Source organism: Brevundimonas sp. (genome assembly GCF_018608325.1).
Classification (GTDB): Bacteria; Pseudomonadota; Alphaproteobacteria; order Caulobacterales; family Caulobacteraceae; genus Brevundimonas.
Genome location: NZ_JABAZW010000049.1, coordinates 1 through 22597 on the forward strand (window position 1 = coordinate 1; position 22597 = coordinate 22597).

14 protein-coding genes and 1 pseudogene are annotated in these 22597 nt (G+C 65.5%); 5 read left to right on the top strand and 10 right to left on the bottom strand.

The annotated features are described in order from the left end of the window. The 5 genes from QZ281_RS05055 to QZ281_RS05075 all read left to right on the top strand — a co-directional run. On the top strand, positions 1–978 hold a 978-nt coding region (locus QZ281_RS05055; protein ID WP_292225456.1), incomplete at its 5' end, for an efflux RND transporter periplasmic adaptor subunit. Positions 979–982: 4 nt separating this feature from the next. Continuing rightward, positions 983–4099, top strand: coding sequence for an efflux RND transporter permease subunit (locus QZ281_RS05060; RefSeq protein WP_292225459.1), 3117 nt, complete (start codon positions 983–985; stop codon positions 4097–4099). Then, positions 4096–7284, top strand: coding sequence for an efflux RND transporter permease subunit (locus QZ281_RS05065; protein ID WP_292225461.1), 3189 nt, complete (start codon positions 4096–4098; stop codon positions 7282–7284). The genes QZ281_RS05060 and QZ281_RS05065 overlap by 4 nt, the downstream gene beginning before the upstream one ends. Continuing rightward, a complete protein-coding gene (locus QZ281_RS05070) occupies positions 7281–8669 on the top strand; it encodes an efflux transporter outer membrane subunit (protein WP_292225463.1) in 1389 nt (462 codons plus the stop codon). The genes QZ281_RS05065 and QZ281_RS05070 overlap by 4 nt, the downstream gene beginning before the upstream one ends. Before the next feature lie 84 nt (positions 8670–8753). Beyond that, positions 8754–8912, top strand: coding sequence for a hypothetical protein (locus QZ281_RS05075; RefSeq protein ID WP_292225465.1), 159 nt, complete (start codon positions 8754–8756; stop codon positions 8910–8912). A 7-nt stretch (positions 8913–8919) separates the two neighbouring features. On the opposite strand, the gene QZ281_RS05080 is transcribed toward QZ281_RS05075, so the two are convergent. The 10 genes and pseudogenes from QZ281_RS05080 to QZ281_RS05130 form a co-directional block, all read right to left on the bottom strand. After that, entirely contained in the window at positions 8920–9657 is a 738-nt protein-coding gene (locus QZ281_RS05080) for a TonB family protein (RefSeq protein ID WP_292225467.1), read from the bottom strand. After that, complete coding sequence (locus QZ281_RS05085) at positions 9654–10262, bottom strand: biliverdin-producing heme oxygenase (RefSeq protein ID WP_292225469.1); 609 nt, start codon at positions 10260–10262, stop codon at positions 9654–9656. Before QZ281_RS05085 ends, QZ281_RS05080 begins: the two co-directional genes overlap by 4 nt. Before the next feature lie 8 nt (positions 10263–10270). Continuing rightward, a complete protein-coding gene (locus QZ281_RS05090; protein WP_292225471.1) occupies positions 10271–13195 on the bottom strand; it encodes a TonB-dependent receptor in 2925 nt (974 codons plus the stop codon). Between the two features lie 135 nt (positions 13196–13330). Beyond that, positions 13331–14305 (bottom strand): FecR family protein, encoded by a 975-nt coding sequence (locus QZ281_RS05095; protein WP_292225474.1) that lies wholly within the window; start codon positions 14303–14305, stop codon positions 13331–13333. Further along, positions 14305–14832 carry a sigma-70 family RNA polymerase sigma factor gene (locus QZ281_RS05100; RefSeq protein WP_292225476.1) on the bottom strand — a complete coding sequence of 176 codons (528 nt, stop codon included), beginning with the start codon at positions 14830–14832 and terminating at the stop codon, positions 14305–14307. The genes QZ281_RS05095 and QZ281_RS05100 overlap by 1 nt, the downstream gene beginning before the upstream one ends. 97 nt (positions 14833–14929) lie before the next feature. Further along, positions 14930–16152 (bottom strand): annotated as a pseudogene (locus QZ281_RS05105) (dicarboxylate/amino acid:cation symporter). Between the two features lie 140 nt (positions 16153–16292). Continuing rightward, positions 16293–18605, bottom strand: a complete 2313-nt coding sequence (locus tag QZ281_RS05115; RefSeq protein WP_292225477.1) for an ABC transporter permease — start codon at positions 18603–18605, stop codon at positions 16293–16295. Further along, positions 18602–19624, bottom strand: coding sequence for an HlyD family secretion protein (locus QZ281_RS05120; RefSeq protein ID WP_292225480.1), 1023 nt, complete (start codon positions 19622–19624; stop codon positions 18602–18604). The genes QZ281_RS05115 and QZ281_RS05120 overlap by 4 nt, the downstream gene beginning before the upstream one ends. Further along, positions 19621–21102 carry a TolC family protein gene (locus QZ281_RS05125; protein WP_292225484.1) on the bottom strand — a complete coding sequence of 494 codons (1482 nt, stop codon included), beginning with the start codon at positions 21100–21102 and terminating at the stop codon, positions 19621–19623. Before QZ281_RS05125 ends, QZ281_RS05120 begins: the two co-directional genes overlap by 4 nt. Before the next feature lie 164 nt (positions 21103–21266). Continuing rightward, the gene (locus QZ281_RS05130; RefSeq protein WP_292225486.1) at positions 21267–22148 is read right to left on the bottom strand and encodes a hypothetical protein; all 882 of its coding nucleotides are present in this window, start codon (positions 22146–22148) and stop codon (positions 21267–21269) included. Positions 22149–22597: the final 449 nt, after the last annotated feature.

The window sequence follows — 22597 nt, forward strand, 5'->3', positions numbered from 1 at the left end:
TTCCAGGCGACCCTGACGCAGGCCCAGGGCCAGCTTCAGCAGAACCAGGCGCTGCTGACCTCGGCGCGTGTGACCCTGACGCGCTACGAAACACTGCAGCAGCAGGACTCCATCGCTGTTCAGCAGGTCGACACCCAGCGTGCGCTGGTTCAGCAGCTTGAAGGGGCGGTCACCGCCAATCGTGGGGCGGTGCAGGCCGCGCAGCTCAATCTGGGTTTTGCGCGCATCGTGGCGCCTGCCAGCGGCCGGATTGGCCTGCGGGTCGTGGACGCCGGCAACTATATCGCGGCGGGGGACGCGTCTGGGATCGCGGTGATCACCACGGTCAGTCCCATCGACATCGAGTTCACTGTGCCCCAGGCCCAGATCGGTCCGATTCAGCAGCGCGCCTATTCTGGCTCCCGTCTGCCGGTTCTGGCGCTGGACACGACACGGACCCAGACGCTGGACACCGGCGTCTTCTCCACGCTGAACAACCAGATCGACGGTACGACCGGCACGGTGAAGGGCAAGGCGCGTTTCCCCAATGTCTCGGGTGCGCTGTTCCCCAGCCAGTTCGTCAACATCCGCATGACGCTGGACACATTGAAGGACGCCGTCACCGTGCCGTCCACAGCTGTGCGGCAGAACACGAACGCCTCCTTCGTCTGGATTGTCAGTGACGACAGCAAGGTGTCGCAACGCACCGTCGTGACCGGCCCGGCCACCACGACCACAGTGGTCGTCACCTCCGGCCTCAAAGCCGGAGAGAAGGTCATCACCGAGGGCGGGGACCGTCTGACCGAGGGTGCGCTGGTCACGGTGGCGGGGCAGGCCCGTCCGCACGGCCAGGGCGCCGGTCAGGGTCAGGGTCAGGGGCAGGGACGGGGCCAGGGACGTGGGCCAGGTCAGGGCCAGAGGCCGGACCAGAATCTGGGTCAGAACGCAGGCCAGAATACGGGTCAGAACTCAGGGCAGGCTCAAGGCCAGGGACGCTGATCCGATGAGCCCCTCGCGTCCGTTTATCCAGCGGCCGGTGGCCACCTCGTTGTTCATGCTGGCTATCGTGCTGGCGGGACTGGTTGGTTTCCGCCTGCTCCCGCTGTCGGCCCTCCCGGAGGTCGATTATCCGACGATCCAGGTCCAGACCCTCTATCCCGGCGCCAGTCCCGAGGTGATGAGCCAGACGGTCACCGCGCCGCTGGAACAGCAGTTGGGCCAGATGGCCGGGCTGGACCGCATGACCTCGATCAGTTCGTCGGGGGCGTCGGTCATCACCCTGCAGTTCGGCCTGTCCGAGACGCTGGATGTGTCGGAGCAGGAGGTTCAGGCTGCGATCAACGCCGCCAGCGCTCGGTTGCCCGCCGACCTGCCTGCGCCGCCAATCTACGCCAAGATCAATCCGGCCGATGCGCCCGTCCTGACCATCGCCATTACGTCTGACACCCTGCCGCTGACGGAGGTGCAGAATCTGGTCAACACGCGGCTGGCGCAGAAGATCAGCCAGACCTCGGGCGTCGGGTTGGTGACCCTGAGCGGGGGGCAGAAGCCGGCGATCCGCATACAGGCCGATGTGCAGCGGCTGGCCTCCTACGGCATTACGCTGGACGCGATGCGCACCGCCATCGACAATGCCAACGCCAATGGGGCCAAGGGCAGTTTCGATGGGCCGACGCGGTCCTATACGATCAACGCCAATGACCAGCTTCTGACAGTCGCGGACTATGAGAACCTGATCGTCAGCTATCGTAACGGCGCGCCGGTGCGATTGAGCGACGTGGCCAAGGTGGTGAACGGGGCTGAGAACTCGCGCCTCGCCGCATGGGCCAACGACAAGCCCGCCATCCTGCTGAGCGTGCAGCGGCAACCGGGCGCGAACGTCATTTCGACCGTGGATGCGATCAAGCAGCGTCTGCCGGAACTGCAGGCGCAACTGCCTGCCTCGCTGCAGATGACGGTGCTGACGGATCGCACGACCGGCATCCGGTCCTCTGTTCACCACGTCGAGATGGAGCTGGTGCTGGCGATCATCGGCGTGGTGCTGGTGATCTTCCTGTTCGTGCACAGCCTGCGGGCCACGCTGATCGCCAGTCTGGCGGTGCCGATCTCTCTGATCGGGTCGTGCGGGGCGATGTACCTGCTGGGCTACAGCCTGAATAACCTCAGCCTGATGGCCCTGACCATCGCGACCGGCTTCGTCGTCGATGACGCCATCGTCATGATCGAGAATATATCCCGCTATCTCGAAAAGGGCATGAAGCCGATGGAGGCGGCGCTGAAGGGCGCCAGCGAGATCGGGTTCACCATCATATCGCTGACGGTGTCGCTGGTGGCGGTGCTGATCCCGTTGCTGTTCATGGGGGATGTGGTCGGGCGGCTGTTTCGTGAGTTCGCCGTCACCCTGGCCATCACCATCCTGATCTCGGCGGTGGTGTCGCTGACCCTGACGCCCATGCTGTCGGCGCGCCTGTTGAAGACCCATCCCGAGGCTGGGGCCAAGGGCATTGGCGGCAAGGCGCAGAAGGCGTTCGAGTGGCTGGAAGGCCATTATGAAAAGGCTCTGGTCTGGGTGCTGGGACGTCAGGCCCTGACCCTGTTGGTCGCCGTGGGCACCCTGGCGCTGACCTGCCTGTTGTTCGTGGTGATCCCCAAGGGGCTGTTCCCGACGCAGGACACCGGCCAGTTGATGGCGCGGGTTCAGGCGACAAGCTCTGTCTCGTTCGAGCGGATGAGCCAGTTGCAGCAACAGGCGGCGCGGGTGGTTCTGGCGGACCCGGATGTTGAATCACTCAGCTCATCGGTCGGCGTCGACGGCGCCAACAGCGCCGCCCTGAACATCGGCCTGATGACCATCAATCTGAAGACCAACCGCACGACGGGATCACAGCAGGCGATCATGGACCGGCTGAAGTCCGAGGTGGACCAGATCGCGGGCCTGACCCTGTATCTCCAGCCGACGCAGGATCTGACCATCGACACCGAGACTGGGCCGACCCAGTACCGGCTGGCGGTGGAGGGAGCCAGCACCCAGAACGTCAACGAATGGGCCGACAAGATTTCAGCCGCGATGGCGAAACAGCCCAAGCTGCGCAACATCTACAATGACGTGACCGCGACCACGCCAGCGGCCCAGGTTTCGATTGATCGGGACACGGCGGCGCGCCTGTCGATCACGGCGGCCCAGGTGGATGACGCCCTCTACAGCGCCTTCGGCCAGCGGATCGTCTCGACCATCTTCACCGAGACCAACCAGTATCGCGTCATTCTGGAGGCCGACCCCGGCATACTGACCACGCCGCAGTCGCTGGGCCAGTTGAACCTGCAGGCGTCTGGCGGTGCGACCCCGCTCGGCGCCTTCGCCTCCATCACCGAAAAGGACGCCCCGACCCAGATCACGCGCGTGGCCCAGTTCCCCGCCGCCACCATCGGCTTTGACGCCGCGCCCGGCGTATCACTGGGGGCGGCGGTCAGTCAGGTGCAGGATGCGGTCAAGAGCGTGAAGGCCCCGGCCAGCGTCACCGCCACCTTCCTGGGCGCGGCGGGATCGTTCCAGACCTCGCTGTCGAACCAGTTGTGGCTGATCCTGGCGGCGGTGGTGTGCGTCTATATCGTGCTGGGGGTTCTGTATGAGAGCTACGTCCATCCGCTGACTATCCTGTCGACGTTGCCGTCGGCGGGGGTAGGGGCGCTGTTCGCCCTGTGGATCACCGGCAACGATCTGGGCGTCATCGGCATCATCGGCCTGATCCTGCTGATCGGCATCGTGAAGAAGAATGCGATCATGATGATCGACTTCGCCATTGCGGCTGAACGCAACGAGGGCAAGTCGGCGCACGACGCCATCTTCCAGGCGGCGGTGCTGCGGTTCCGGCCGATCATGATGACGACCTTTGCGGCCCTGTTGTCGGCGGTGCCGCTGATGCTGGGCTTTGGCGAGGGTTCGGAACTGCGACGTCCGCTGGGGATCGCCATCTTCGGCGGCCTGCTGGTGAGTCAGTTGCTGACGGTGTTCACGACGCCGGTGATCTATCTGGCCTTCGATCGGTTGTCGCCCGCCAGGCGTCGTCCCGAGCCGGATGAAGGCGCGCAGCCAGACGCCGATCTGGAGCCGGTTCGGTGAACCTGTCCGAACCCTTCATCCGGCGACCGATTGCTACCGTCCTGCTGAGCGTCGGTATTGCGTTGGCGGGGATCGCCGCCTTCTTTGTCCTGCCGGTCGCGCCCTTGCCCCAGGTCGATTATCCGGCGATTTCGGTGCAGGCGCGGCTGCCGGGCGCCAGTCCCGACACCATGGCCTCCAGTGTCGCCACGCCGCTGGAGCGTCGGCTGGGCGTGATCTCCGACGTCAATGAGATGACGTCGCAAAGCTCAACCGGATCAACGCGCATCAATCTGCAGTTCAACCTGAACCGCAACATCGACGGCGCCGCGCGTGAGGTTCAGGCGGCCATCAACGCCGCCCGCGCGGACCTGCCCACGACCCTGCGCAGCAACCCGACCTACACCAAGTCCAATCCGTCCAGCGCGCCGGTCATCATCATGGCCCTGACCTCGGACACCAAGACGCCGGGCCAGATCTATGACGCGGTGTCCAACATCGTCAGCCAGCGGGTGGCCCAGGTCGAGGGCGTGGGCGAGGTCGAGATCGGCGGCGGTTCGCTGCCGGCCGTACGGGTGCAGGTCAATCCATTCGCGCTGAACACCTATGGCATCAGTCTGGAGGACGTTCGTGCCGCCATCCAGGCCGCCAACGCCGATCGGCCCAAGGGTACGGTCGAGGGGGAGGGGCGCCGGTTCCAGATCTATACTGATGCAGCAGGCAAGACCGCCGCCGATTACGCCAGACTGATTGTCGCGTGGCGCAACAACGCGGGGGTGCGGCTGGCGGATGTGGCGTCGGTGACCGACGGGGTGGCGGACACCCGGACACTGGGCCTGTTCAACGGCAAGCCCGCCATCATCGTCCTGATCTCCAGTCAGCCGGGCGCCAATATCATCGACACGGTGGATGGCGTTCGGGCCGTGGTGCCGGAGCTTCAGGCGCAACTGCCCAGCGACATCAAGATTCAGGTCGCCTCAGACCGGACCAACTCGATCCGCGCCTCTCTGCATGAGATCGAACTGACGCTGGTGGTGTCGCTGATCCTGGTGGTGCTGGTGGTCTCAGCCTTCCTGCGCAGCGCACGGGCGACCTTTATTCCCACGGTGGCGACCATCGTGTCCCTGCTGGGCACGTTCGGTGTCATGTACCTGCTGGGCTTTTCCCTGAACAATCTGAGCCTGATGGCGATTACGGTGGCGACCGGCTTTGTCGTCGATGACGCCATCGTGGTGCTGGAGAACACCCAGCGCCACATCGAGGCGGGGATGGAGCGGTTCAAGGCGGCGCTGCTGGGCGCACGCGAGGTCGGCTTCACGGTTCTGTCGATCAGCATATCCCTGGTGGCGGTGTTCATCCCTCTGCTGTTCATGGGCGGGCAGACGGGGCGGCTGTTCCGCGAGTTCGCGGTCACCCTGTCGGCGGCGGTGATGATCTCGCTGGTCATCTCTCTGACCCTGACGCCGATGATGTGCGCCTATCTGCTGAAGCCGCGCCCGCATGGCCACCGCGAAGGACGGATCGGCCGCACGTTTGAGGCGGCCTTCGCCAGGATACAGAATGCCTATTCCTGGTGCCTGGACTGGGCGCTGCAGTCCAAGCCGATTGTCGTGCTGTCGCTGGCGGCCGTCATCGGCCTGACAGCCTACCTCTATGTGGTGGTGCCAAAGGGCTTCTTCCCGCAGCAGGACAATGGGCAGTTGATGGCGGGCGTGCGCGCCGACCAAAGCGTGTCGTTCCAGGCCATGTCCGCCAAGTTGAAGCGTGTCGTGGACATCATTCACGCCGATCCCGCCGTCGATACGGTGGTCGGGTTTACAGGCGGAGCCCGGGCGGGCGGGGCCTTCATGTTCGTCAATCTGAAGCCGCTGGATCAGCGCAACGGCGACAAGAGCGCCGACGTGATCGGGCGTCTGCGGCCCAAGCTGGGGCAGGTTGAAGGATTGAGCGTCTTCCTGAACCCGGTTCAGGATCTGCGGATGGGCGGGCGCCAGTCCAACTCCACCTATCAGTACACCCTGATCAGCGATTCCAGCGCCGATCTGCGCACCTGGGGCCAGAAGCTGGAAGATGAGCTGAAGACCCGCCCGGAGCTGACCGACGTGGACAGCGATCTGGCTCAGAACGGGGTCGAGACCTATCTGACCATCGACCACGATACGGCGGCCCGCATGGGTGTCACGCCGCGCGCCATCGACAACAGCCTGTATGACTCATTCGGTCAGCGTCAGGTCGCGACCATCTATCAGGACATCAACCAGTATTCAGTCATTTTGGAATGGCTGCCTCAGTTCGCCAAAGGTCCCGAGGCCCTGGCCGATGTGCAGGTGCCGACGTCTCCGGCGGGTGGATCAGGCGCCGCCGGTTTGATCAATCCGGCGCTGAGAGATCCGTCGACCGGATCGGCCTTGGTCACTATCACAACGCCGCTGACGCCGCTGGCCGTGGTCGCCAGTGCGGCGGAACGGCCCGCCGCCACATCGGTCAATCACCAGAACGGCGAACTGGCCACGACCGTTTCCTTCAATCTGGCGGAGGGGGTGTCCCTGTCGCAAGGGCAGGCGATTGTGAACGAAGCCGTGGCTTCGCTTGGGATGCCGATCAATGTGCGCGGCAGTTTCGCCGGGCAGGCGGCGCAGGCGCAGCAGCAGAACCAGGAACAGCCCATGCTGATCCTGGCCGCACTGGTCGCTATCTATCTGGTGCTGGGCATCCTGTATGAAAGCACGGTCCATCCGATCACCGTCCTGTCGACCTTGCCTGCGGCGGGCGTGGGGGCAGTGCTGGCCCTGATGCTGTTCGGGATGGAGTTTTCGATCATCGCCCTGATCGGGGTCTTCCTGCTGCTAGGCATCGTCAAGAAGAACGCCATCCTGATTATCGACTTCGCGCTGGACGCCCAGAGATCACGAGGCCTGTCGGCAGTCGAGGCGGTACGCGAGGCGTCGTTGCTGCGTTTCCGGCCGATCCTGATGACGACGCTGGCGGCGGGGCTGGGGGTGTTGCCGCTGGCCATTGGTTTCGGCGAAGGGGCGGAACTGCGCCGCCCGCTGGGCATCACCATCATCGGCGGCCTGATCGCCAGCCAACTGCTGACCCTGATCACCACGCCGGTGGTTTATGTCTATCTCGACAAGTTGCGGAAGAAGCGGGGCGACGAGCGCGCCCTGGCCCGCGGCATCGATACGGAGTCTTCACCTGCATGAGACGCTTGGCCCCCCTTCTTCTGACTGCCGTCCTGATGACATCGGCCTGCGCCGTTGGGCCGAACTATGTGACGCCGACAACGCCGACCGTGACGGCGTTCAAGGCCCCGGACGGGTGGGGTGCGGCCCAGCCGTCGGACGGCCTGGCGCGTGGCGACTGGTGGACCCTGTTCGGAGACGATACCCTGAACAGCCTGGTGGCCCGCGCTGAAACCGCAAACCAGACCATCGCCGCAGCCGAGGCTGCCTATCGCCAGGCCCGCGCCCTGACGCGTGAGACGCGCGCGGGCCTGTTCCCGACCGTGTCGCTGAACGGGGCGGGCACGCAGTCGAAGACGCTGACCTCGAACGACAACAAGAACTATCAGGTCGGGATCGGTGCGACGTGGGAGCCGGACTTCTGGGGCCGCATCCGCCGTACGGTTGAAGCCAATGACGCCTCGGCCCAGGCCAGCGCCGCCGATCTGGCCAGCGCCCATTTGTCGATCCAGGGTGAACTGGCCGCCAACTACCTGAACCTGCGCGAAGCCGATGCGGAGACGGCCCTGCTGGATCAGACGATCACCGGCTATGAGCGGGCGTTGCAGATCACCCGCAACCGTTACGAAGCGGGCATCGCGCCGCGCACGGACGTTCTGCAGGCCGAGACGACGCTGGCCAATGCGCGCTCGACGCGTATCGGGCTGGAGCGGAACCGCGCCACCTATGAGAACGCCATTGCGGTTCTGGTTGGCGAACCGGCCAGCAGTTTCAATCTGGCCCCAGCGCAATGGACGCCGATCATTCCTGACGTGCCGGTCGGGGTGCCCTCGACCTTGTTGGAACGTCGTCCCGACATCGCCTCCGCCGAGCGTGCGGTCGCCGCCGCCAACGCCCGCATCGGGGTGCAGCAGGCAGCATTCTTCCCGAACCTGTCGCTGACGGGATCCTATGGCCAGACGACGTCGAACCTTGGCGACCTGTTCGCCAGTTCAGCCAACATCTGGTCGCTGGGACTGGGGCTGGCCGAGACCCTGTTCGACGCCGGGGCGCGTGGCGCAGCGGTGGAACAGGCCCGCGCCAGCTATGACGCCTCAGTCGCCGCCTATCGTCAGACGGTGCTGACGGCGTTTCAGGATGTAGAAAACCAACTGACCGCTACTGACGTGTTGCGTCGTCAGTACGTCGAACTGCAGGCAGCGTCCCAGGCGGCGGATCAGACCGAAACCATGATCCTGAACCAGTACCGGGCCGGAACAGTGGCCTATACGGATGTGGCGACCGCCCAGGGGACGGCTTTGACGGCCCGCCGCGCGCTGTTGCAAGGCGCGGTCAATCGCCAGACGACGGCTGTAGCCCTGATCCAGTCCATCGGCGGCGGCTGGCGCGGCGACGTCGGTTCATGAGCGACGATCAACAACACCCGCTGGCAATTTGGTACAACTATTGCGAGTGTTTCGTCCGAAACTTCACAATGGGACAAATGCCTCATGGGAGAACAGTACAAGGAGCTGGCGGCGGTGTGGCTTAGCCGTTCCTTCGGTGCGCCGACGCCCGAGATCGCCGAGGCCTATGTCGAGCTGGCCGCCATCTATGAGGCCTTGGCCTGTCTCGCATTGAGGCTGGATGTGATGGCGCGTCGGACCTGAAGGCGGGTCATCGCGGCAGGAAGAACTCTACCGGCGTCACCAGCTCCAGAGTTGCGCCGGGAACATCGTCGGGCGGCGGGGGCAGGGGCTGGGCGCGGTCCAGCATGGCCAGGGCTTCGCGGTCCAGCAGCGAGCGGCCTGAGCTGCGGTCTATGCGCGAGGACAGAACGCGGCCCGACCGATCCATTGTGAAACGGACATAGGCGACGCCTTCCTGACGCAGACGCTGGGCGGCGGGCGGATAGCGCTTCTTGGTGTCCAGATGGGCCAGCAGGCGGGCGCGCCAGTCCTGAGGCGCGGTCGATGCGCGCGGCGCAGGCGGGGCGGGACGAGCCACGGGCGCGGTGGTTTCCGGCGCTGGCGTCTGGTTCTGGGCCGGTCGCGGGGCGGGCGGTGTCACGGGGACGGCCACAGCCTCTGGGGCGTCCGCCTGAATGCGCGGATGGATCTGTTGCGGCGCGGCGAGGCTGGCGGCGGCCTGAACCTGTTTGGGGCCTTCGACCTGTTCTGACGGCGGTCGGGGCGGGGCGGCGTTGTTGCGGATCAGCTCAACGGCGATCACCGGCGGCTCTTCCAGCGGGATCGGCGCGTGCGAGACAAAGTTGATCAGGAACAGCAAGGGCGCGGCGTGCAGGGCCAGCGCGCCGCCAAGGGCGATCATCCCGCGCGCACGACCGGGCTTGCGCCGGGGTCTTTCGATCCCGACCCGGCCCTGAATCGATGCGCGCGGGAGAACGGACGTCATGCGGCGTCTGCGGCCCTGGTCTTGAAGCCGATGTCCACCAGGCCCCGAACGCGGGTGAAGGCGGCGGCGGTTCCTGCCTGAATGCGGGCTTCCTCCTCCTCCGACATTTCGGGGGCGTCGAGGGCGGCGGTGAAGCTGCGCCAGTGATTGGCGCGGCCCTCGGGCGAGGCGGCCAGGTGGCGGGCGCCGAACTCTGCCGACAGACCCAAGGCCGCCGCCGCCTTGATCAGGAAGGCGGCGCCGAGGTTCGAACCCTCGGCCACATACAGCCAACCCAACGCCGTCGGCACGTCCACCGCCTCGCCCGCGACAAAGCGAGGCGGGCCGTCGGCGGGCGCGGGTTCTGCATCCAGATCCGCCAGATCGGTCAGCACTTCATCGATGCGGCGACGTTCCAGCAGGTCCGGCACCAGAGCCGTCAGTTCGGGCATTTCGTACAAGGCGGCGATGTCTCGGTGGAACAACTGCTGAATCCGCAGGAACTCGGCATATGTCTCGCGGCTGCTGAAGGGCTTGGCGGCCATGATGGCGTTGTCCAGACCCTCGTGCACGCCGTTGCTGGAGGATTTGAGCCGTTTGGCGCGGCTGGTTTCGAGCGAAGTCATCATCAGTCTCAGTAGCGGTAGGTCAGTGCGAGACGGACGGTGCGGCCCGGCGCGGGCATGACGCCCAACGCAAGCGGGTCGAGGTAGTATTCGTCCATCACATTGTCGATGTTGAGGTCGAGCTTGGTCTGCTCTGTGACCTTCAGGCTGGCGAAGGCGTCATAGATGGTCGCCTCCTTGTACAGTTGCTGGATCGCCGACAGGCCGACGTTCCATTCCTGATCCAGCTTGCTGATCGGGCCGGCGTTGTGGACCGCGCGTCCGCCGATGGTCAGGCGGTCATCGAACAGGCGGGCGCCCAGCGTCAGGTTCAGGTTGAAGCGCGGCGGGTTCTGGGTGTTGGTGTAGGAGCCTTCGAAGCCGCCATCGACACAGTTGGGCGTGTTCTTCAGCCCGTCGATGTCCCACTCCTCACCGTACTCGCGACGTTCGGCGGCGATGTCGGGCGCGCAGGTCTTGGCCTCGAAATAATAGTGGGCCGACAGGTCGCCGAAGACGATGCCGTTGTCATAGGTGGACTGGAACTCGACGCCCGACACCTTGAACTGGTCGATATTGCGGATCAGGCCCGCCGACAGGGTGCGGTAGTCGCGGGTGATCAGGTCGTCGATCCGCGTGTTGAAATAGGCCAGTTTGAAGCCCGCACGGTCGCCGCCGGTGATCAGGTCGCGGCGGATGGTGCTGGCGCCGACTTCCCAGGTCTGGGCGCGTTCTGGCTTCAGCTCACCGGTCGGCTTGGCCGCGGTGAACAGGCCCAGCGTCGTCTCGAACAGGCTGGGCAGCTTCACGCCCTCGGCGTATTTCACATACAGCAGCGTGTCTTCGTCGAAGCGGTAGGTGACGCTGGCCGTCGGCATGAAGGCGTCGTCAGTGCGGCGGATCGGGTCGGACCAGGTCCACTCGGTCGGCACGATCAGGTCTTTGATCGGATCGGCGTTGTAGAAGTTCCAGCCGGTGATGTCGGCGACGGTCCCGCGCTTATAAGGCGAGGCCAGAAGGGAAGCCTGGGTGAACTGCCCATTGGCGTCGGGGTACCAGTTCAGGGATGCGATGCGTGACGCCTGCCATACGGGCAGGGCGGGGTTGCCGTTCAGCAGTTGGATCGAGCGATATTTGCCGATGACCTCGCGCTTGGAGACGGTCGCCAGCCGATTGCGGTCGCGCACATCGACGTGGTTGTAGCGACCACCGACCATCAGCTCCCAGTGTTCGTTCGGCTCCCACTTGGCCGAGGCGACGACGCTGTATTCCTTGCGCACCGCGCTGCGCAGGAAGCGGTTGTTGACCAGATCGTCCTGCATCAGCGGCGAGTTGGGGCCGGGGCCGACATCCTCGTGGCTGAACGACAGGCCGTAGTCGAAGGTGAACTTGCCCAGGTCGGTGAACAGCAGCGAAGTGTTGGTGATGTCGCCGCCGAAACGCTCCTGCGTCAGTTCGTTGCGATAGGCGTCCTTGTAACCGGGATCGGTGTTGAAGGTCGGCGCGTCCCACCATTCGGTGCGGCGGTCATAGTACCAGGGCGTGATGCCGGTCAGGCCGTTGTACATCAGGCTGTCGGAGTGGGTGTACCAGGCGTTGGCGCGCAGATCGACCAGATCGCCCAGCTTGCCCTGCGGCTTGTAGCGATAGCGCAGATTATAGGCGTCCATGTCCACGTTCCCCAGCGCCCATTGCGGCACGCGGTCACGATCGACGCGGATGATCTGCGAGGCCATGATCTCGCCCTGCTCGCCCTTGTAGCGGCGGTAACCGGCTTCCAGCGTCTGCTCGTCGGTGATCCGCCATGTGCCTTTCAGCAGCAGGGATTCCGACTGCGACGAGGTGTTGAAGACCTCGGTATTCGTGGGGTTCAGCGTGGCCAGAACGCGGCGGCCTTGCGGGAAATCATTATAGCCCCGGTGACCCGAGAAATAGTTGCCAACATCGCGCCAGGCATAGGCGGCGACCAGGTCGAACTTGTCCCAGCGGCCTGCCGCCGCGACGTTGAAGAACTGTCCGCCCGGGCGGGTCAGGTCGCCGCTGTCCTTGGACGGCACGCCGCTATAGGCGGGCAGGCTGCGGGCGCTGGCGTCGGACACGCCGGTGCGGACGCGCAGACCCAGATCGTGGCCTTCGGTCAGGACGTCGTCCGCCTTCAGCGTCTCCATGACCACTACGCCGCCGATGCCGCCCGACGCATTGGCCTGAAGGCTGGGGCCTTTGGTGATGGTGATGTTGGAGATCAGGTCGGGGTCGAGATAGGTCCGCTGCGACTGACCGGCATAGCCGCGATAGGTGTCCATCGTGGACTGGCCGCCGTCGATGATGACCGGCACGCGGCTCTGGCCCTGAATGCCGCGAATGTTCACGTCCAGGGCATTGGCGGTGCGGGGATCGCCCGCCGTCACGCCTGCAACGCCGCGAACGATGTCGGCGGTCGAGGTGCCGCGGAAACGTTCGATGGTGTCGTGGTCGATATAGGCGCTGGAGCCAGCCGAGCGATAAGGGGCTTCAACCGGGTCGCCGTGGTCGTTGAAGCCGTCGGCGCTCAGGCGTCCGGCCGAGCCTTCAGTCGCGCCCTGAACCCGCACGGGACCAAGCGCGATGGCGGCGCCGACGGCGGGCGCCGCCGACAGGGTCACAACGCGGCCCGACAGGCTGTAGGTCACGCCGCTTCCGGCCAGCAGGCGCGACAGGCCGTCCGACACGCTGTATCGGCCCTGCAGGCCGCGCGTGGAGGCGTTGCGCGTCAGGCTGGCGTCATAGGCCAGTTCGACATTGGCCTGTTGGGCGAAACGGATCAGGGCCGGGGTCAGGGGACCAGCCGGCACGTCAAAGCTGGGCTGGGCCTGAGCCGCAGCGGGCAGGGGCGCCAGCACAGCCGCCGAAGCGACCGCCGTGGTGGCCATCAGGAAGAGGCGCATGGCCCCGATATTATGTCTCGCCTTGGTCAACTTCGCCTCTCATGGCGCGCACTGCGCCAGTCCATATGGGTTCGCATGGTGCGAATGAGAATGGTTCTCGGAATATAGACGTGCGAAGTGGCGGAACCGGGACTGTAGAATCTGAAAAAAAGTTCAGAACGTCGTTCAGTCGTGAACGATGACGGCTCCGCCCAGCAGGCGAGTGGAGCGCAGACCCAGCGTCTGCTCCAGCCGTGTAACGGTCTGGGCGGGCTGGTCGATGCGGAAGGCGCCGCTGACACGGCGATCCCGCGCCTTGCGGCCAATCACCGTCATTGGCTGTGCGGAATAGCGCCCGATCTCGCTGACGACAGCAGACAGGGGCTGGTCGTCGAACACCAGCCAGCCGTCCTGCCAGGCGCCCACGCCCACCGACGACGCCACCGGGGCGGTCGGCGCCTGATGGGGGCCATAGGTCGAGGTCTGATCCTGCGCCACAATCACTGACGCGGGGTTCGATGCGACCCGCACCGAATGTTCGGTCACAGACACCTCGGTCTGCGCGCCGTAGCGCCGCACGATGAACCGGGTGCCAAGCGCCGTGGTCGAGCCGCCGCCGGCCTCGACGGTGAAAGGTCGGTTCGGGTTCGGCGCAACAGTGAAGGCCGCCTCGCCACGCAACAGGCGCACGGTGCGGCGGTCGGGGGCATAGTCCACCTGGACGGCGCTGTCGGTGTTCAGTTGCACGGTGGAGCCGTCGGCCAGCGTCAGCGTCCTCTGTTCGCCGGGCCGGGTGATGACGTCGGCGCGCAGTCGGGTGGGGCCGTCCAAAGCGACGAAGGCGACGGCCAGGGCCGCGGCCATGCCGGTCGCGATGAGCGGCGCGCGGGATCGGCGACCGCCAGAGGGCGCAGTCGTTCTGCGCCGACGAGAAGACGTGGCGGCTTGCGGCGCGGGCCGGACGGCGGCCTCGCCCATTTCCAGCCAGAGGACCTGGGCCTTGTCATAGGCGGCGGCGTTCTCGGCGGTCTGCAGCCAGGCTTCCAGATGCGCCGAGCCTGCGTCATCCAGCAGACCGCTCTGCTGGTCAGCGACCCAGCGCGCAGCTTCGCGATCCGCGCGGGACACGCGGTCGGGCTTTGAGGTGGTGACGGATGTCATCACAACGCCTCTTGCTCAGCCAGGCGCGTCTGGCAATGGCTGATTGCATGGCGAACATGTTTCGCCACTGCATTTGTTGTAATTCCCAGTCGTTCGGCAACTTCTGCGGGCGTCAGGCCCTCGACACGCCGCAAAAGAAACACCTCGCGACAACGGGGCGGCAGTTCGTCGATGGCGGCGGACAGCAGGCTTAACCGCTGGCGGTCGATGATCCGGGTTTCCGTGGTCGGTGTGGCGTCGGCCATGCGCACATCGTCGGCCTGACCGTCGAACAGGGCTGCGCCGCGCATCCGTTTCCGCATCTGATCAGAGGTCAGATTCAGCATCAGTCGATAGAGGTAGGCGCGCTTGTCCTTGATCGCCTCGGGATCGGTGATGCGCTGAATGTTCAGCCACAGGGTCTGGGTGATGTCTTCCGCCAGGGTGGCGTCGCCCAGTATCCGCCGCGCCATTCGCATCAATGACGTGCGCTCAGTCACCAGCAGCTGGGAAAAGGCTGCGCGATGTGAAAGGTCGAGGGGGGACATTCGCGATGCGCGATAACGTGTCTGCGAGTGAATCGCAAACACGTTATGGTCGAGAGCAACGGCCTGATCGCGGGGGCAGGCCGTTGTCGGTGTCAGTTCAGCCGATGGCCTTGGGCTCGGCGCCCTCGATTTCGTCCTCGGGGTCCAGTTCGCCTTCCCACTTGGCGACGACGGCGGCGGCGACCGAGTTGCCGACCACGTTGGTCGCCGAACGGCCCATGTCGAGCAGGTGGTCGACGCCCAGCACGATAGCGATCCAGGCTTCGGGCAGGCCGAAGTAGGTCAGGGTGGCCATGATCACGACCAGCGAGGCGCGCGGAATGCCCGCGATGCCCTTGGACGTGACCATCAGCAGCAGCAGCATGAAGATCTGTTGCGAGATGCTGAGGTGGACGCCGTGCGCCTGCATGATGAACATGGTGGCGAAGGTGCAGTACAGCATCGAGCCGTCGAGGTTGAACGAATAACCCAGCGGCAGGACGAAGCTGACGATACGCTTGCGCACGCCGATCTTGGGCAGGGCGTCCAGAATGCGCGGATAGGCGGCTTCCGAACTGGCGGTCGAGAAGGCCAGCAGGGCAGGGGTGCGGATCGTGCGGAACAGCGGGATCACGCGCTTGCCCAGAACCACGGCGCCAGCCAGGAACAGGATGCCCCACAGGGTCGCCATGGCGCCATAGAAGCCCAGAACGAACTTGGCGTAGGTGCCCAGCATATCCAGGCCCTGGGTGGCGATGGTCGAGGCCAGCGCGCCAAAGATGGCCAGCGGGGCCAGCTTCATCACGAACTCGGTCACCTTCAGCATGATGGAGGCGGCCTGTTCGACCAGGTGCATCACGGCCGGAGCCTTGTCGTCCAGCGCGGCGACGGCGGTGCCGACGAAGACGGCGAAGACGACGATCTGCAGGATTTCGTTGCGCGCCATGGCGTCAAAGATCGACGTCGGCACCAGGTGGCGGGCGCAGTGGCCACGACGGCTTCGGGCAGATGCAGGTTGGCGCCCGGCTGCAGAATCTGAACGATCACCAAGCCCAGCAGCAGCGAAACAGCCGAGGCCGAGATGAACCAGGCCATCGTCTTGACGCCGATGCGCCCGACAGAGGCCGCGTCCTCCATGTGGGCGATGCCCGCGACCAGGGTGGTGAAGACCAGCGGCGCAATGATCATCTTGATCAGGCGCAGGAAGACGTCGGTGATCAGATTGAGGTTACCCGCCGCCTTTGACGCCCCCTCAGCGTCGAGAAAATGGTTCAGGCCCCACCCGGTGAGGACCCCAAGGATCATCGCCCCGATGATGAGGTACGCAAAAGAACGTTTCATACAGATAGTCGCCCCAGTTGAGCGTCGGATCACGTCGCCTAATCTTCGGTGAATGATTCCGAGCCGCCCTCGACAGATTCGACATGAATAACGGCAATCCTCCGCCTCGCCAGCGGAAAATCAGAATAAGAGGATGCGGCTCAGCTTGAGGTTTGTTGGGCCGTGACCTGTCGTTGTCTGATGGTTCTCAGACCGGGCGCCAGCAACCAAAGGCCGTAGATCACAACCAGGACAACCAAGACCGTCGCCTCAGGAGCAACGTCGGACAGACTGGCGCCGGTCGAATTCATCTTCACGAAGGCCTGCACCCCTGCCGTCGAGGGGAACAGATTGGCCAGCCAGACCAGCGGTTGGGGCATCATGAAGTGCGGCCAGGCCGTGCCGCCCAGGAAAAACAGCGGCGCCGAGGTGCCGACCAGCACCTGCAGCACCCGTTCGTGCCGGTCGAACAGGCCGCCCAGGCAAAGACCCAGCGCCGACACCGCCGCCGAGAACAGCGGCGCCAGAAGGATGACGCCGATCAGGTCGCCAGCACGTGGATAATCCTGAATCCAGAAGACGAAGCCGAAATAGAACAGGCTGGACAGCGTGCCGATGACGGTCAGGGCCAGCCACAGGCCCAGACGACTTCTGAGCCGTAAGATGGGCGCCCCCGTCTCACGTCGTATGGCGGCGATGACGCCCGCGCCCAGCAGCAGGGTCTGCTGCAGGATGACTATGCTGACCGCCGGGACCGCATAGTCGCCGTATCCTTCGGTGGGATTGAACAGCGACACCTGTTTCAGGCTGGGCGTCAGTGACGCGGCGCGCGCGACCTCAGGCAGGCCGTTCAGGCGTTTACGGATCACATCGACGACCGCGCCAGCCGCCGCCTTGCCGATTGAGGTCACGCGGACCAGATAGCCGCCGTTCAGATAGATGGCGACGCCGTCGGGCGCGCCCCGTGCCAGGCTGGCCTCGAACCCGTCCGGCAGGACGATGATGCCGTCGACGACGCCGCGCTTCATCAGGGTCTGCGCTTCCTCGACAGAGGATGCGACGGCGGCGACCTCGATGGCGTGGCTGGCGTTCAGATCCTCGACCAGAGTGCGCGTCGTCGGCGTCTGACTGCTGGTCACCACCGCCAGAGGCAGGCCGGTGGCGGACTGACCCGAATAGGCCGCCGGGTAATAGAAGGCGTACAGCACCACCGCGAGCAGCAGCAGGCTGGCGACTGGACGGGCTTTCACAATGCCTGCGAAGGTGGCGGTGAAACTGCCGACGAAGCTCTGTGTGGGCAGGGGGAAGGTCAGGGGCTCGACCTTGGGTTCGCGGGTGGCCCGCCAACGGACCGCCAGGGCGGCGATGATGAAGGCGCCAAGGGTCACCGCGCAGAGGATGAGCAGGTCGTGGACTGCGGCGGGCCGCGCTCCATCAGTCACCATCTGACTGGTCTGAAGCCGCAGATAGTGGGTGTAGGGCAGGACGTCGCTCCAGAACTGGGCGAAGCGCGGGCCGTGATCCAGCGGCAGGGTTCCATTGGAAAAGGCGATGGCTGCGCCCGAGTAGATAGCCGTGGCGGAGAAGGCCATGTCGTTGTCGCCCGACACCGCGACCAACAAGGCCGACAGGGCGACGCTGACCGCCATCAGGGCCGCCATGCCCAGCACCAGCAGGGGCAATGACCCAGCCACGCCCCAACCCCGAAACCCGCAAAGCCAGACAATCCAGGCCAGTCCCCACAGGGTGAAGATCAGGAAATGCGGCGTCAGATGCCCCGCCAGAGCCGCCGTCGTGCGGCCCCCATTCGAAACCTTGAAGGGGCGAAATGACTTGCCCTGCATCAAGCGCCCGACGGCCAGCACCGCTGAACAGGCGGCCAGCAGATGCAGGACGCCGGGGCCGAGCAGGCCGCCCAGAAACAGTTCGAAGTTCAGTTGCGAGTTGCCGATGATCGACACCTGCACATCTGGCGGGCTGAGTGCGGTCGCAGGTGCGCCCATCTGTCGGGCGCGTTCTTCAAGCACGGGCGCAGCCGCCGAGGCGATGGCGGCGGACTGGTTCAACGCCGTCAGGGCCCCGGCCGTCTGGAAGGCGCCGTTGAAATAGACCGTCGCCTGTTCAGGCTGTCGAAAGGCGCCCCCGCTGAAGCCGGAGGGGAAATAGGCGAAGCTGAAAATCTTGCCCTGCCGCATAAGCCTCATCGCCTCGTCCAGAGTGGCGGGGGCATAGGCGACATCAAGGCCCGAACTGGCCTGCATGTTGCGGATGGCGGCGCGGCTGAAGCTGGATCGGTCATGATCGACGACAGCGGTCGGAGAGCCGTGAATGACCCCCGGCGCGAACATCAGCGCGATCACCGCCAGCAGGATCAACGGCAGGCCAAAGGCTACGAACGCGTCCCATGGCCGCGTCAGCAGCAGGCGCGTTTCATCACGCACGGCCCGGGCGAAGGCCGCGCGGCTGGACATCATCGGCGCGACCAGTCGAACAGGACGCTCATGCCCGGACGCAGGTTGGCGGTGGGCTGGACGGGCTTGGCCTTGATGGCGAAGCTGCGCACGTCATAGCCGCTGGACTGGCGGGTCGAGCGCCAGGTGGCGAACTCGCCCTGCGGGCTGATGGCGGTGACGCGGAACGCCACGTTTTTGAGGCCCAGCGCGGGGATGTCGCCATGCAGCGTCGCGCCCATTTTCAGGTCGCGATACTGGTCCTCGCGAACGGTGAAGGACACCCACGGATCGGTGGTGTCGACCACGGTGTAAACAGGCACGCCGATCAGGACCAGTTCGCCGACATTGGCGAACCGCTGGGACACCTCGCCCGCATGGGGGGCGACCAGACGGGTTTCGGACTGCAGGCTGGTGGTTTCGGCGACGGCGGCCTGCGCCCCGCTGACCTGGGCGTCGGCGACGGATCGTTCCTGCGGGCGGGTTCCGGTCTGGGCCTTCACATACTGCTGACGGGCGGCCTCGGTCTGGGCGGCGGTGGCGGCGCGGGCGGCGACGGCTTCGTCACGACGCTGGGCCGAGATGACGCCCTCGGCGAACAGGGCCTCGGCGCGTCGGGCGGTCTGGTCGGCCAGACGTTCCGTGGCCTGACTGGCGCGCCAGATGGATTCGACGGTGCGGATGTCTTCGTGCCGGGCGCCCTCGCGGCTGAGGGATTGCAGCGCCTCGGCGGATTGCAGCAGGGCGCGAGCCTGAACGTCCTTGGCCTCGATCTCGGGGCTGCTCATGACAGCCAGCACTTGCCCTGCAGTGACCCGGTCGCCTTCGGAGACTAGCAGTTGCTCGACGCGGCTGGGTGCCTTGGTGGCGACGGTGAAGGTCTCGGCCTCCACCATGCCCTGAATCTGCTCCTGCGGCGGACGGGCGGCCAGGAACAGGCCGATGATGATGAAACCCACCAGCAGTATGGCCCCTGCGGCGATGATCCAGACGCGCAGGGCGCCGCGCTTGCGCGAGGGGGGCGTGGCTGTCGTCTCGCTCATGGTGCGCTGATCCGGTCGTCGCGTTGCAGATAGTCGTTCAGGGTCTGGGGGCTGCTGGACGCCGCCAGCAGGGCCGCCAGACTGAGATCATATTCATAGGCGGCCACCGCCCTTTGCAGGCGCGCGGCCCCCAGCAGGTTGCGGGCGTCCACCACCGCAGAGACAGGGGATTCGCCCTCGCGGAAGGCGATCTCCTGCACCCGCAGGTTTTCGGTCGCCGCCGTCAGGCTGGAGTCCATCGACAGGAACTGCCGACGCGCCAGGTCGACCTGATTATAGGCGCGCGTGACCAGCAGCCGCGCGTCGTCGCGCGCCTGACGTTCCATCTCGCCCGCGGCCTGCGCCTGTGACCGGGCGGCGCCGGCCATGCGACGACGGTCGATGGACGACATCAGGGTGTAGCGCGCCCCGATGCCGACGGCCCAGTCCGGCTCGGTCGGCAGGGCGTTGTCGGGGTTCAGATTGTAGGTTCCGAAGGCATAGACGGTGGGCCGGAACCGCGACTCCGCCAGATCGACGCCCGCTTCGGCCAGATCGCGGGTGGCCTGGGCCTGGGCGATGCGGGCGTTGGACTGGGACGCCTGGGCGACAAAGACGTCCATCGGCCCGACCGAGGTGCGGTTGACGAACAGCGACGTTGTGGGCGTCACCCCATCGTCAAGGTTCAGAACCCGACCCAGCGATTGAACCGAGTTGTCGTATTCCAGCTGGGCACGGTCCAGTTGGCGCTGTGAAGCATCGCGGGCCACCTGCACCTGCAGCGTCTGGGCGTGGCTGAGCACGCCTTCGCGCTCCATCCGCTCGGCGTTGCGCAGATGAAGATCAAAGCCGTCGCGGGTTTCGGTGGATATGCGCACCGCCTCCGCCGCCAGCACCTGTCCGAAATAGGCGCGGGCCAGATTGACGCCTTCCAGATCCACGGCCTCGCGGCGGCGCGCCTGGGCCAGATCGACATTGGCGGCGGCGGCGCGTTGCAGGGCGGGGATGGCGCCGCCGCTGTAGATGGGCTGCAACGCGGTCAGGGTTGGGCGAAACGCGGTGTCCTCGACCTCCAGCCGCACATCGGTGGGCAAGGCGGCGAAGATTTCCGGCAGGGCGGCCTGCAGCCGTTGTCCGACGGTCTGAAGAATATCACCCGGTATGCCGGGCAGGTCCGAGATCAATCCCGGAATGGCGGCGCCCAGTTCGGACTGGGCCTTGTCCAGCGCGCCGGTCAGGGAGATGTCGAAGGTCTTGCGGTAGCGGATGGCCTGAGCGTCCAGCGACACTGTGGGCCGCCGCAGACCCGCCGCCGCAGCCGCCTGTTCGCTGGCGGCGTCCACGCCGTAACCGGCTGCGCGTGACAGGCTGGAGGAGGAGCGCAGGCGCGCCGTGGCTTCGGCATAGGTCAGCGGCGTCTGCTGCGGCGACGCCGTCTGGGCGGACGCAGCGCCTGCGAGAAACAACGCGAAGGGCAGTCCGATCCATGCTGAAGCCATCATCGATCCTTGCAAAGTCTAGGTGACGATCCTGAAGCGGCGCCGTCGGGTCAAGCAAGTTCTCAGATCGTGAGGCGGTTCCGACGCATCATCGACTATTCTTGGCATGAAAAACGCCCATTCAACGGGTGAATGGGCGTTCTTTCGGGCATTGGAAGTCGGTCTTAACGACGGACGCGCGTTTCCAGTTCGCCAAGGCGGCGCGTCAGATAGGCGGTTTCATCGGCAGACGGGTTGTAGCGGCCATAGGCGGCTTCCAGACGCGTCAGGTCGCCCAGTTGGACCCGTACATCGGCGGCGTCGGCGCGGGTGAGGGCGCCCGAACGCTCGGCGGCGGTCACGGCGGTTTCAAGCGCGGTCAGGCGCACGCGCGGCGTTTGCGTGACGGCTGGCGGCTGCACTGCGGGACCGTCGCCGACGCGGGCGTCCAGGGCGTCCAGACGGCTGTCCAGATCGTTACGCTCGCTGGCGGTGATCGAACCCTTGGCGGCGTAGCGCGTCTCCAACTGGATCAAGGCCTGATAGTCGGTCTTCAGACGCGTCGCCTCGGTGCGGGTGATCCGGCGCGCGTTGACGGAGGCGTCGACGCGGGATTCGAATGCGGCGCGGCCCTGGGCGACGGTGTTCACATCGCCATAGCCCGATGCGCCGGATTCCAGCGTCTGGGTCAGGGCGTTGTACCGGCTGTTCAGATCGGCGCGTTCCTCGTTGGTGAAGCGGCCATCGGCGGCATAACGCGTTTCGAGGTCGACCAGGGCCGTATAGTCGGCGCGCAGGCGCGTCGCGGCGGCGCTGGAGATTTGTCCGACGCGCAGGCTGCTGTCGACACGCGTGTTGAACTGGCTCTGACCGTCACGCAGCGGACGGCCGCCGCGCAGCCAGGCCTGATCCAGAGCTGAAACGCCAAGGCGGTCGCCGAACAGCGCGCCGACCACGGCGCCCAGCCGGTCCTGGTTCGTCTGGTTATTCGTCTGGGCATGTGCAGAGCCAGCGCCCACAGCCAGAGCAGTGGCGGCGACGAGGGCGAGGCGGGTGCGGGGTGTCATGGGGAGGTCCTGTTGGCCTTTGATCGAGTGACGGAGAACGGCGTGCGGCGAGGATGGTTGCCTCGCGCCCAGCTTGACCATTGGATGACACGACGTGGTTCGGGCGCAAAGCGCTGCGATGTAAAATCCTGTCCAGGCCCACTGGCCGTCGCTCATTTCGCTGATGCCGGATGATTGATTCTAAAAATGAGCAATGATCAATAAATTTATGGACAAGCCTTTTGCGAGGTGCTGCTGTTAGACCATGACCCCGAAACACGACGGTTCACCCATGCTGCGAAATGCCTTCAGGGATAAGAATACGGGCCTGACCGCCCGTCACGTGCAGGGTGCGTCGCAATGACGGGGCTGGCCTTCGTTGGATATGGCGCGGCTCTACCCGAAAGGCGCAGGCCGTCGTCTGAACTGGACGCTGTATTCGGCCAATCATCGGGATGGACTGAAGGGCA